Below are 12155 nucleotides of genomic sequence, written 5' to 3'. Positions count from 1 at the left end.
TGCGACGCTGGCGCGCAGAAAATCATCCACCCTGCCTGCCCGCGCTGCGGCCGGACCATCCACCTGCACCGACGCATCGGCGGGCTGTGGCTGTGCCGCAACTGCGTGGCGAAGTCCCGGGCCCAGCCCTGCGGGCGGTGCGGCGCTGTTCGCGAGGCCGCTGCCCGCGACGCGCACGGCCAACCGCTGTGTCCGCACTGTCTGATCAGCGAGCCCGCCAACCAGGAGACCTGCACCCGCTGCCAGCGCCGACGCCCGGTCAGCGTCCGCACTCCCGACGGGCCGCTGTGCCAGAACTGCCGGCCGATCCCGATGCTGCCCTGCTCGATCTGCGGACGGGTCGTGCCCTGCGAGATCTCGATGACTACCGGCCGGCCGTGGTGCAAAGCCTGCGGGCAGCGGTGGGCGACCTGCGCGAGCTGCCGGCAGGTGCGCCCGGTCCGCGGTGGCAGCCTGACCGAGCCACTGTGTGGCACCTGCGTCCGCCCCGACCCGCAGTTCTGGCGTTCGTGCCCGACCTGCGGTGACCCGGCTCGGATCCGTCCCGGCCGGCCCTGCGCACGCTGCGCCATGCGCCGGCGGCTGTACGAGTTGCTCACTGACGACCTCGGTGCGATCCGGCCCGAGCTGCAGGTCCTCTACGACAACCTGGCGAACTACGAACGACCCGCCACCGTGGCCCACTGGGTCGGCGCCAGCGCCGCCGTCGCGGTCCTGCGGGAGCTCGCCGCCGGCGTCCGGCCGCTCAGCCACGAGGCTCTCGACGCGCTGCCCGCCGGGAAGCCGGTCGAGCATTTGCGCGCCGTGCTGGTCGCCACCGCGGCGCTGCCCGCCCGTGACGAGCACATGGTCCGACTCGAGCGCTGGATCGTCCGGACCATCGCCGACCGCGCCGATCCCGACGAACAACATCTCCTGCGCCGCTACGCCGTCTGGCACCTGCTGCGGCGGCTGCGCGGCCGAACCACAGGCACGACCACCACCCACGAGCAGGCGACCACCGTTCAGCAGCACGTCCGCGCGGCCCTGGGGCTGCTTGACGGACTGACCGCGCGCGGCCTCACGCTCGCGACAGCCCAACAAGGCGACCTGGAAGCGTGGCTGGCAAGCGGCCAGGCATCCCACCGCCACGAGGTCGGGCACTTCGTCCGCTGGGCGAGCAGACACAGACTCACCTCCCTCGAACTCGCCGCGAACCGATGGACAGGACCGTCCAGGGTCCTGGACACAGAGCGCCGCTGGGAGCAGGCCCGCTGGCTGCTGCACGACGACACCGTCCCACCCGACGACCGCGTCGCCGGCCTGCTCGTCCTGCTCTACGCCCAATGGCCCGCCGCCCTCAGCCGCCTCACCCTCGCCCACGTCCAGGCCAGCGACGACACGGTGCGCCTGCGGCTGGGCCACGAACCTGTCGTCCTGCCCGAGCCGCTCGCAGGCCTCGTCCAGCAGCTCGTCGCGACCCGTCGGGGTCACGCCGCCCTCGGCGACCAGGGCAGCTCGCCGTGGCTGTTTCCCGGCGGGCAGCCCGGACGGCCGATCAGCGCCTTCCAACTCGCCGAACGACTCCGCCAGCTCGGCATCTACTCCGGCCAGGCCCGCTCCGCCGCGCTGTTCCAACTCGCTACCGACCTGCCCGCCGCCGTGCTCGCCCGCATGCTCGGCATCCACATCAGCGTCGCCGCAGCCTGGCAACGCGCCGCCAGCGGCGACTGGACCGTCTATGCCGCCGAGGTCAGCCGCCGAAGGCCCCACGGCCAGCACGTGCCCTGACACATGCCAACGACGTCGGAACGGGGAGCCATGACTCCACACAACTCCTTCCCCGCCGATCTGCGGCGGGACTCGCTCCCGCTGCGCGACCGGGTTGCGCTGGTTACAGGCGTGAGCCGCTGCGCCGGCATCGGATACGCCATCGCCCGGCGGCTGGCCGCTCTGGGCGCCAGCTTGTTCCTGCACCGCTACACCCCGCACGACCACGCCCAACCCTGGGGCGCCGACCCCATCGGCATCCCAGCCGTCATCGCCGGCGTGACCAGCGCGCTGGCCGCCGACGGTGCCCGCGTTCACGACACGGAACTCGACCTCGCCGAGGCCGCCGCCCCTGGGCAGCTCATCAACGCGGCCACGGACGAGTTCGGGCACCTGGACATCCTCATCTGCAACCACGCCCGCAGCGGCGGCGACGGCCCGCTCGGCACCCTGGACGCCGCCATGCTCGACGCGCACTGGGCCGTTAACACCCGCTCGGTCATTCTGCTGGCCCAGGCATTCGCCGCCCAGCACGACGGCCGCCCCGGTGGCCGGATCATCTTCATGACCTCCGGGCAGGACCTCGGTCCGATGACCAGCGAGATCGCCTACGCCACTAGCAAAGGAGCGCTCGCCTCGATCACCCGCACCCTCGCCGACTACCTCGCCGACCGGCCGATCACCCTCAACACCGTCAACCCGGCCCGGTCGACACCGGCTACACCACCCCCGCGGACCATGACACCGTCCGCCGACACTTCCCTCAAGAACGCTGGGGAACACCCGACGACCCCGCCCGCCTGATCGCTTGGCTGGCCACCGACGAAGCCGCCTGGATCACCGGCCAGATCATCAACACCGAAGGCGGCTTCCGCCGCTTCAGCTGACATCCAAGCCGCACCAATCGGAGGGCATTCGGACAGGTGCGATATCTGAGTCCGCCAGAGCGCGCCGGTACCGCCGAGACCGCCGCCGTCGTCGAGCGGATCTTCGAGTAGCGGTCTCCCCCTCGGATGAGTTGGTGCTGTCCGGGGATCTCTTGGAAGGCCCTCGACGACGGATGCTGCTCGAGACCAGTGCCTCATCACGCCGGGTGTGTGGGGCACGGGCACGGAGCTTCGTCGTGTACGTCAACCCCGTGACGTTCAAGCTGCTCGTGGTGGCGTTGGCTTCCATGAGTGCGCTCGTCGTCGCGATCGTGACCGGTCTGCTCGCCCGGCACGCCGGTATGGATCCGGCCAGCGCGGTGCTGCGGGGCGGTACCGCGTTCGGGGGCACGCTCGCCCTGGCCGTGGCGGTGCTGGCTGCGGTCGGGGTGCTGTAAAGGAGAACGACGTTCCCGCGGACACCACCACCCGCGCCTGCTCAAGCCCGGCCACAGTCAAATACGAGAGCATCCTGGTCGCGGTGGATCAGTGCCGACGTGACCGGCGGAACCGTCCTCACCAACGCCACAACGAACCGGCGGCGTCATTCCAGGGCGGCCAGGCCTCGCGTCGGCATTGACCGGAACGTAGAGCAGGGCCCCCTCCGGCTGGCTTGCCGGCTGCGGGCCCTGCTGCTGAACTCCTCCGCACGATCCGGACCGCGGTCCGGGGGGCCAACGAGGAGTACCACCTCGACTGGCTCCCAGCGCGCTTTCGGAACTCTGGGCCAACGGTACACGCAGGTCAGACGGCTACAAGAGGATCTGCAGATCATTTCAGACGGTCATTGACGATCACCGAAATGATCTAGCAGTAGGAGATACGCTTGCGTATCGGTTACAACGGTAGCGCATCATAGGTAGGACCTACTCTTGCGCACTGGTAAAACATACGCCAGAGACTCGAACTATGAATGACCTCTTAGTACCTAGGATGACTCATGAGCACCGGTAAGGATGCGGCCGTGGCGCAAGCGCCACGAATTGCCGAACCCGCGCTCGGGGGCACCGCCGCGGGCGCCGCCGAGGAGTTCGCGCGCAGGCTCGGCAGCAAACGCCGAGAGGCCGGCGCACCGGTGCGCAACTACTTCGTGGCCGACGATCGCGAGGGCGTGAAACCGCCCTTGGCACACCTGCTGAGCGCGAGCAGCACCGGCGGCGGCGGCCGCGGCGGGCAACTCCGGCTCAAGATCTACCTGTCGCTGCTGTGGGTCTGCGCGGCCCCGCCCTACGCAGCGATCCGGCCGGCCCGCGCCTGGGCGGGGCTCCTCGGCCTGGACGACCCCGAAGGCCACGGCGCGCGTCGCGTCCAAGAAGCCATGCGCGACTTGCAGAACCGGCGCATGGTCAGCATCCATGACCGGGGCGGGCACGCCAGTGCGGTGACCCCGCTCATCGAGCTCGGGACCGGCAAGCCCTACATGTCGCCGTCGGAGACCTACAGCCGGCTCAACAAAATGAAGGGGCTGAGCGCCGAACAACTCGCGGAGCACCGCTACTTCCGGGTTCCCTCCACGCTATGGACCAGCGGCCTGATCAGCCGACTCACCGGCCCGGGGCTGGCGATGCTGCTGGTCCTGCGCTGCGAACAGCAAGGCAAGGACGGCGACCCTGTCTGGTTCTCCCCTGAACGCGCCCTTACCCGCTTCGGGTTGGCCGAAAGTACCCGGCGGCAGGGCTTGGAGCAGTTGCGCAAGGAAGGCATCGTCACCACCGTCACGCGCAAGCTCAGCGAGAGCGGCGACTTCATCGACGTGTACCGCAGGCGCAAGGTCCACACCCTCGTACTGAGCCCCGGCCAACCGATCACGCCCACGGCCGCATAGGCATCGCGGCCGTCATCACTACGGATACATATCTTGCTCCCGTGGATGATCTACGTGGGAGCGTTCGCTTCCGCGGTGGTACGAGGCCCGGCCGGCGCCGGCGTCGCCGCTCTTCAGTGCAGGGCACGGACAGCGGCTCGGGAGCCGGTTCCGACGACACCGAGCCGAGCCGTGAGCCGTCCGGCTCGCGGCCGGCGAACCATGGTCGTCCCCGAACGGGAACGGTGATTGTCCGGACCGCTCCCCCGTGATCGTCCGATCTTCCTACCGGCCCGTTCCCCTACTCGGGGTGCCGTTAACGGACGTGTCACCAGCCCCAAACCCGGTGGTTGTTCGGTCACCGGGTGCGGCGGCGGGTGGCCGGGTCGTGTTCGACGGTAACGCGGGCGGAGGTTTCTTCGCCGAGGCGGACGTAGTGTCCGAGGCTGGCCAGGTGCTGGTGGCGCGACTTGGCTTGCAGCTCGGGTGCGGTACGCCCGGCTTGGGCGAGGTGCTGGAGCGCGGAGTGGCGTAGATGGAGACCGGGACAAACCGTGGGAGGTGGCATCGATCATCACCGATCAGTTGCCAGCAATCATGACGATCTGGGTCGACAAGCCACTGGATTGATCATGGGTCCGGCGTAGCCTCCCACGGTTTGTCCCGGTCTCTCGAAACAGCTGGCGGAGAGCCAGCCCTTCTCCCGACCCGGCTGGCGCTGAGCAGGCCGCTGGGCCCGTCGGCGTTCGTGGTCAGGCCTCGGTCGGGGGCGAAGCGCTCGTCGGTGACCGACACGTTGGCCGGCAGCATTGCTGCGCGTCCCGGTGACCAGCCAGGTCACCGGGACGCGGACAAGGGTCAGATGCTCAGGCAGGACCGCTGGACGAAGAACCAGCCCTGCTTGCCCTTGCCGTCGGTCTTGCCGTACCGGCTGGCGTGGATCATGACGTACTTTCCATCCCGCGTGACGTAACGCCATTTCACCAGGTCGCCGCGGCTGGTCGAGGCGCCGTCCTTGCCCACTGTCAGCGCGCCTGGAAGTCGACGAGTGGGGTCGGATGTGGTCTGCCAGGGCTTGACGTTGCCCCATCCGTCGATCTTGCCGTTAATGACGACGCAGTCGCCCTTCGGCCTGAGCAGGACAGGTGCGCCGTCCTTGCCGTCCTTGTTGCTGCCGATCATCCCGTTGGTGAACAGCCTGCGGAACTCGTCGGCGGTGTACCGGCGCGGAGCGCCGCACGCGCCGGCCACGAGCCGCCCTTTCCTGGTGGTCGTGGCCTTTTCGGAGATCCACATGCAGTGGTGGAGATCGCCGCCGATGCGTGCCCAGGCGTAGCCCTTCGTGGCACCCTCGTCGCTGACGGACCAGTCGCGATAGGCGGTGCCGATGACCCAGCTTGCCGGGGCCGAGCGCAGCAGGGTGTAGTCGCTGTCGACGCGTTTGCCGACTGGCGCTGCCGCCGCCGGGCCGGTAGCCAGGATGCTCACCACCAATCCCACGGCCAGGACAACCAGCCCCTGCCGCCAACCGAAGCGCCGCCAGCCGCCGCGGCGGGCTGCTGTCAGGACGCGGATGGGGGCGGCTCCAGACCTGCTTATGGTCTTCACTTCTGGAAGCTCCTTCCACTCAGCTCGCCGAGTCCGCTCGGGAGCAGCAGAAGAGTCGGGTAGCCGGCGCAGCGGCGCCAGACGCGTGCAAAACCGCAAATTTCCGGCGTCCCGCGGCGCTCCTGCCTGCGGAAACGCGGATTGTCGGCAATGCGGTCCGCAGCGCAGGCACGATTGGAGGCTCGATGACAGGCGCTCCCGCGCGGGTATTGCGGCCGATGAGGCTGGCGCCGGCCGGGTCGGTGCCTGCTGGCCGCCCGGGCAGTGGTCGGCCCAGTATTCGGCCAGATCGCCGATGCGGGTGGGTCATGTCTCACGGGGTGGCCGGTTGCGCGGCGCGGCTGACCGTCCCCACGCTGGCAGGCGTGCACAGTGGCGCCAGGTAGTCGCGGTCAACCCAACCGGTGAGTCGGTCGCTCGTGGTCACGAGCCAGTTGTCCGGCGGACCGGATCTGCTGTGCCGGTTGAGAACCGTGACCTCCTGCCCGTTCAGCAACTGCTGGTCCGTGGGCGTACCGGACTCATCACGCACCCACAGATCCCTGGCGGTCACTACGTAGCGATTGCATGGCGCGGCTGCGCCGGCAACCCGGCCGCTCCCAGCGGGCTCGGGTGCCCGGGTGCCACCGGACCTGGCCACAGTCGCGACGATGGCCGCGAAGGCGGCCACGACGACGAGCGTCGCCGCCAGAGCGATGACGAGGAAACGTCGACCGTGTGCTCGCCGCTTCAGGTGCGGCACCTCATCGTCATGGCTGGCCGATGGCATTGGCCCGACCTGAGCCTTGATCGGCGGGGCCGACTGATCGTCGTCGGGCAGGGCCCCCGCGTCGTCCGCTGCGGCACGGCCGGCTTGCCGCGCCTGTTCGAGGAGAGTCCGGACCCGCTGGCGTCCAAGCTCGTGCTCGCCGGCAAGCTCAAAAAGAAACTCAAGCGCGTCGCGGCGGGGAAGGCGTCCGTTTCCGACGCCGCGGCACCGGCTGATCGACGCCTGGGACAGCCCCAGGATTCCCGCTGCCCTGGCCCTGGTCTCGATCTGCCCCGGAGATTTACTGGTCTGTCGGATGAGTCGATCGAACTCCCTCGCCATGGCCGCGGTGCGTTCCTCCGCGACGGCCCCGGAGGGCTGGCTACTCACGGAAATCGTCCTGCCTTTCGGCGCGGAGCCCGTTCCACCCCCTCCCGTGAAACTCGGCGTCCTACGCGCATCGTGGACCCGCACCCCGGCGTGCAGGCGCGGACATACGGCATTCGCTGATGGGGACTTCCGGCCGCCGAGGCCTGGCGGCTCAGGTTCCCCCACCGGAGCCGAACAGGCCAAAAACGGCGACTACGAGGACCTTAGGAGAGGGCGCCGCGGTCATCGCGGTCGCACCCCCGTCGACTACCGCGACCGCGTCTGCGAGGCCACGGGACTCTCGGCCGCTGACCAGGTCGTCTGGCACCTGCGAGCGGGCCAAGCGCACGCCGCCCCTGTGGGTCGGGGCCCTGGTGCCAGGCTGGCATAGAGAAGTCGCAGTTCACGGTGGTGCTTGCCGACTGGGCGACCGCGGCCGCGGTCACCGCCGGATCCCGTGGATGCGCGGGCTGGGCAGACCCGCGCCGAAGTCGCTGCGGCAGATCGGGAGCGGGCGACCTGGCGGTCAGGACGGCTCGACGCTGCGGATGGTCGTTGAGCCGGGCGAGGCCGTGGTCCACGAGCCGGGACCGTGCGCCGGCTGTGAGGTGGCGCATTCGGGTCGGCTGGTCATGGCCAGCCGGGGAAATCTCGCCATCACCGGTGCTGCGTCCCACCGTCGGGCCCGCCCGGTCTCGGCATGCTGCGCCCACCAAGGCAGTGCAACAGTTGCCGGGTTCCTCACCCGGCTCGCCGGCGCGCACCCCGCCACCGCGGTGCTGCGCGGCGGCGCCGCGTTCGCCAGCACGCTCGGCCTGGCGATCCTGATCCTCACCGCGCTTCGGGCGCTCTAAAGGGCCGGGAAGATGGCAGGCCATGACCGCGAACATCCCCGGCCCCGCCCGTGCCGGAGGCGTACCAGCTGCGGGTCGTGCTGGCGGGGATCAGTCCGCTGATCTGGCGGCGTCTGCTCGTCGCCGGCCAGACGAGCGTCGCCGAGCTGCACACGGTGCTGCAGATCGCGTTCGGCTGGAGTGACGAGCATCTGCACCGGTTCACGATCCACGGCGTCGACTACGGCCTCGCCCGGCCCGGGGCGGCCGGGTTCGCCCGCGATGCCCGCCAGGTGCGGCTGGCGGACTTCGGCTTGCGGGTCGGGGAGCAGTTCGTCTACGGAGACCGGGACAAAACCGTTGGGAGACGCGAGCGACCCCGCGCCAGCACCCAGTCAGCTCGGACAGCGAAGGACCCGGCCGATCATGAATGCGGCGTAGCCTCCCACGGCTTGCCCCAGTCTCCCAGCCCTCCGCGTCGGGCTGGACCCGTACGAACACCGGCGCCTCGTACTGCACCCAGCGAACCGATTTCCGGCGGTCAGTGGGCAGGCTGCCGAGGGGCGCCTCACCCAAGCCGCTGAGCGCAACGCGGCCGGGGCAAGCCCCGAGCCCGCAGACCCAGCCTCTCTTGGCCGCACCTGAGATCACTTAATGTGATGGATCACGTGGGTCCTGGCTGAATACCGACTAGTCGATTACCGGGGCCTACCAGTGCGGTCCCCCAAGAAGCCGCCTACGCTCGCACGATGGCGCAGACACGCCCGGATACCGGTTTCAACACGCGGACACACACTACGGGGACCCATGTCCCACACATCCTGGCCTCGATGCGGTATGGATCTCACATGAGTGCAATTCCGACCCACAACCGCCGGAGCGTGCTTCGCGAACGCGAGCCGAAGATACGGATGTCGGCCGAGTTGCTGGAGCGGTTGGAGGCGGCCGCGCGTGCGGCCGGTGTTACCCGCAACCGCTATGTAGTCGAACTGTTGGAGGGCTTGCTGCCACCGTTGCTTGTCTGCGGACCGTCGGAGGACGGGCTCAAGCGCAGCGCCTAAGCTTTGTCGGCTGGTACATCAGCCGGCGTACCTATCCCGACATCACCAGCACAAGGGAGGACACCAAGCCAGCCCGGACATAAGACGAGACCCATCCGCGGTTACCAGCCACGGACAGGTCTCGCCTCTGACACTCGCCCGCCGGTGCAAACGACGGGCACTTCGCCTGACCGCATGGTCAGCCTTGCAGCTCGGAGTCGACGATAGCTCATGCCCCGCGCACGGGGAAAGTTATTCCTCCCACGTGGCGCGTCTCTGACACCTCCTGTGATGCAGGGGAGTCGACCGGCGACGGTGCCGGTGTTACCTGCGGTCCGGCTGGTCCGGATGGCGAGGTGGGTCTGCTATGCCCGGAACCCGTTGGGGCGCATCGCAAGCGCTCCTCTGTCGGGCTGGATGCGGCTGGCTCGCCGGCCCCGGGGTGGGTGCATCCGCTGACGGTGGATCCCGGAGTGGTGGCGGGGTCGGGGCGGGCGGTGCGGGCGGTACGGCGGGCGTTGTCGCCGCGGGTGCAGGCGTTGCTGGAACGCGGCGACGTCACGGGCATGTATAGCTCGCGGAGCGAGGTGGCGTTGGCTGTGGCGTTGGGGGCGGTGAACGCCGGCTGGTCGCGGGCGGAGTTGCGTGCTGCTTTTGATGATCCAGGGCATGTTGCGGGGGAGTGGCTGCACGTCCAGCAGCGGGCGGCGAAGCATGGAGGGGGCCAGCGGGTCCGTAGTGGCCTGGATCAGGATCATCGATTGGATGCGGTGTGGCGCAAGGCTGTGGTCCGATTTTTCGCCCGGCCGCCGGCGGCGGACGTCTGTGCGGTCGCCGCGGAGATCGCGGAGATTCGGGTGGCGATGGATGCCCGGCCGCAGTTGTGGGGGGGACAGGCGGGGAAGGGTAACCGCCAGACGTTGGACGCGTTGTTGGAGATCGCGGGTCGGGCTGGTCGGCTCGACCCGACTGTGAGTATCCGTCAGTTGGCCGAACAGACAACGGTGACCGACTCGACGGTGGACCGGGCGGTCCACCGGCTGGTGGAGGCCGGGTGGATCCGGATCGTCGAGGTCGCGGGGTTCACCCTGGTGGGAATGGAGGATCCCGACGGGGTCCGGGCCGGGCAGGCCCACGCTCGGCGGTTGCAGGTGCGGATTCCGCCGGATCTGCCCGACCCGGTCGACATCGATGTGCTGGTCGACCCGGCAACCGGAGAGCTGCCCCCGGCGGGTGGTAGCGCGGTGGCGGTGCATGACGTGTTCACTTGGCGGGGGTTGGGTGGGGTTGCCGGGTTGCTCTACGCCCGCCTAGACCCGGCATGCCCGGTGTCGACACGGCTGCTGGCTGCTCGTTCCGGGTTCACCCCGGTGACGGTGCGTACCCATTTGCGGCGGCTAGCCGCGTATGGCCTGGCCTGCCATACCTCGGGGGCGGGGTGGACCCGTGGGGCTGGCGATCTGGATGCGGTGGCGGTCGAGGTGGGGACCGCGGGCACGCTGGCGCGGCGGGCCGAGCAGTATGCCGTGGATCGTGCCGCCTACATCGCTTGGGCCACCCAGCATGAAAACCGGCGGGGATGGCGGGCCGAACGGGGCCTGCTCTACCCTCGTCAACGCAGCCTGGGCTTCGCCGTTCCCGGTCAGATCCCCCCGTCCCGGGGGCGGCCACAGGTGGCTACGGCCGCCTGAACCCTGCCTCCGTACCACCGGCCTGTCCGCGATCTGACGAGTTCAGCTGACCGCAGCCAGCCGGGAAACCCTTGCGGCGCAAGCATTTCTTGCCCTGACGACCGGTTGGAGCGCACGCAGTCGAGAGGGCGACGGCGCCCACCGGGTCGGCCCGTCGCTCGGTATCGGTGGCCTTGTCCGTGCCGATGCTCCGGCACTATGCCGCCTGGAGGGTACGCGAGGCCGATTTCCGCGCTTTCCAACCCTCCGGCGCCCTGTCTCGGACGGTCATCCCGACATAGACGGGGCATTAGCTCACGCGGAATGAAGGTACTAGTCGTCCCACCTGCAGCCCCCTTCCCCCGTAGCAGCCCGCGGGATGTGGGCACCCTTGGCCTTGACAGTGCGGCTGCGGTCTCGGTGAGCCTGTTCTTCTGCTTGTACGGTCCATACCGAGCACAGGTCCACCTTCGATGCTTTGTCGTACTTTGCAGGAGAACCGGACCAGTGGCTGACTCTCACTTAAGAAAGGATCTTGATCGAACGCGCCGCGATGATCATGATGATGGATAGCTAGTCAACAGCGTTGACGATTTAACGTTCGAAAATCAGGCGGATATGGCTCGGTGTTGGCTAACTCTGCGTCGCTGTCGCGCACAGGGCTGCGAATCTGGTCTGGGATCTCGCGGGGGCGGGCTGGCTGTCACGCTCGATCCAGTCCGCGATGCGCGCGGCGTTCATGCCGCAGGCGGCCAACTGGTGCTGGACCCTGGTCTTCCCCAGCCCGAGGTAGCGGCATCGCCGCACGCCGTAGGCGCGGGCCGCCTCGGACAGGGCACCCTCCACGCCCGCGCGATGGCTGTAGCGCTGCCTCCACTCCGGATCGTTCTGGTCGGTGCGGTTGCGGCGCTGGATCTCGTAGAGCCGTCGGGAGGGGATGACGAGCTGACGGCCGGCACTGACGCTCCTGGTGCAGTCGGTACGAAACGGGCAGGCGTGGCAGCCGGCCGCGGCGAACTCGATCGCCGCACCGTCGCCGGCCATGTGGCCGCGGTGGTGCCAGGCGGCGCTGCGCCGGCCGGCCGGGCAGGTGGCCGTCCTCGCGTCCCAGTCGATGGCGAAATCGTCGCGGGCGAACCCGCGTCCGGCCTTGGCCTGCCCCGACGAGTCGCGGGTCAGCGGCCCGACGATCTCGGTGCCGTCGTCGTCCGCGGCGGCGACGGCCTCCGCGGTGACGTACCCCTCGTCCAGTACAGCTCGCCTGGCGGCAGGCCCCGCCGGGCGAGCTCGGCGCGGATCGCGCCGAGCTCGCCGTGGTCGGTGGTCCTCGCCACGGGTGTCTCCGCCTGCACGATCAGGTGCGGGGCGTCGTCGTCGCAGGTCTCGCTGAGGTGGACCTTGTACGAGA

General features: G+C 69.3%; 11 protein-coding genes and 1 pseudogene. 9 read left to right on the top strand and 3 right to left on the bottom strand.

Translation table 11 applies throughout. The annotated features are described in order from the left end of the window. The 5 genes and pseudogenes from MJ797_RS20035 to MJ797_RS20010 all read left to right on the top strand — a co-directional run. Positions 1–1770 (top strand): hypothetical protein (locus MJ797_RS20035; RefSeq protein WP_239338084.1); only part of this gene is annotated, 1770 nt, incomplete at its 5' end. A 30-nt stretch (positions 1771–1800) separates the two neighbouring features. Next, positions 1801–2636 (top strand): annotated as a pseudogene (locus tag MJ797_RS20030) (SDR family oxidoreductase). Positions 2637–2872: 236 nt separating this feature from the next. Then, the gene (locus MJ797_RS20020) at positions 2873–3073 is read left to right on the top strand and encodes a hypothetical protein (protein ID WP_239338074.1); all 201 of its coding nucleotides are present in this window, start codon (positions 2873–2875) and stop codon (positions 3071–3073) included. A 542-nt stretch (positions 3074–3615) separates the two neighbouring features. Further along, positions 3616–4500 (top strand): hypothetical protein, encoded by an 885-nt coding sequence (locus MJ797_RS20015; protein WP_239338061.1) that lies wholly within the window; start codon positions 3616–3618, stop codon positions 4498–4500. A gap of 304 nt (positions 4501–4804) precedes the next feature. After that, complete coding sequence (locus tag MJ797_RS20010) at positions 4805–5014, top strand: hypothetical protein (protein WP_239338058.1); 210 nt, start codon at positions 4805–4807, stop codon at positions 5012–5014. Positions 5015–5337: 323 nt separating this feature from the next. Here MJ797_RS20010 and MJ797_RS20005 read toward each other — a convergent pair whose 3' ends face one another. Beyond that, a complete protein-coding gene (locus tag MJ797_RS20005) occupies positions 5338–6087 on the bottom strand; it encodes a hypothetical protein (RefSeq protein WP_239338055.1) in 750 nt (249 codons plus the stop codon). Between the two features lie 313 nt (positions 6088–6400). Continuing rightward, positions 6401–7225 carry a hypothetical protein gene (locus MJ797_RS20000; protein WP_239338052.1) on the bottom strand — a complete coding sequence of 275 codons (825 nt, stop codon included), beginning with the start codon at positions 7223–7225 and terminating at the stop codon, positions 6401–6403. A gap of 440 nt (positions 7226–7665) precedes the next feature. On the opposite strand from MJ797_RS20000, the gene MJ797_RS19995 reads away from it, so the two are divergent. The 4 genes from MJ797_RS19995 (at position 7666) to MJ797_RS19980 (ending at position 10768) form a co-directional block, all read left to right on the top strand. Continuing rightward, positions 7666–8058: a hypothetical protein gene (locus MJ797_RS19995; protein ID WP_239338049.1), complete on the top strand. Its 393-nt coding sequence runs from the start codon at positions 7666–7668 to the stop codon at positions 8056–8058. 50 nt (positions 8059–8108) lie between these two features. After that, entirely contained in the window at positions 8109–8621 is a 513-nt protein-coding gene (locus MJ797_RS19990; protein WP_239338036.1) for a plasmid pRiA4b ORF-3 family protein, read from the top strand. A gap of 264 nt (positions 8622–8885) precedes the next feature. Further along, positions 8886–9098: a hypothetical protein gene (locus MJ797_RS19985; RefSeq protein ID WP_239338034.1), complete on the top strand. Its 213-nt coding sequence runs from the start codon at positions 8886–8888 to the stop codon at positions 9096–9098. A 452-nt stretch (positions 9099–9550) separates the two neighbouring features. Next, positions 9551–10768, top strand: coding sequence for a MarR family transcriptional regulator (locus MJ797_RS19980; protein ID WP_239338023.1), 1218 nt, complete (start codon positions 9551–9553; stop codon positions 10766–10768). A 612-nt stretch (positions 10769–11380) separates the two neighbouring features. On the opposite strand, the gene MJ797_RS19975 is transcribed toward MJ797_RS19980, so the two are convergent. Further along, positions 11381–12155 (bottom strand): transposase (locus MJ797_RS19975; RefSeq protein WP_239338012.1); only part of this gene is annotated, 775 nt, incomplete at its 5' end.

This window comes from Protofrankia sp. CiP3, assembly GCF_917627345.1.
Classification (GTDB): domain Bacteria; phylum Actinomycetota; class Actinomycetes; order Frankiales; family Frankiaceae; genus Protofrankia.
This window is presented reverse-complemented; position numbering and strand designations above follow the sequence as displayed.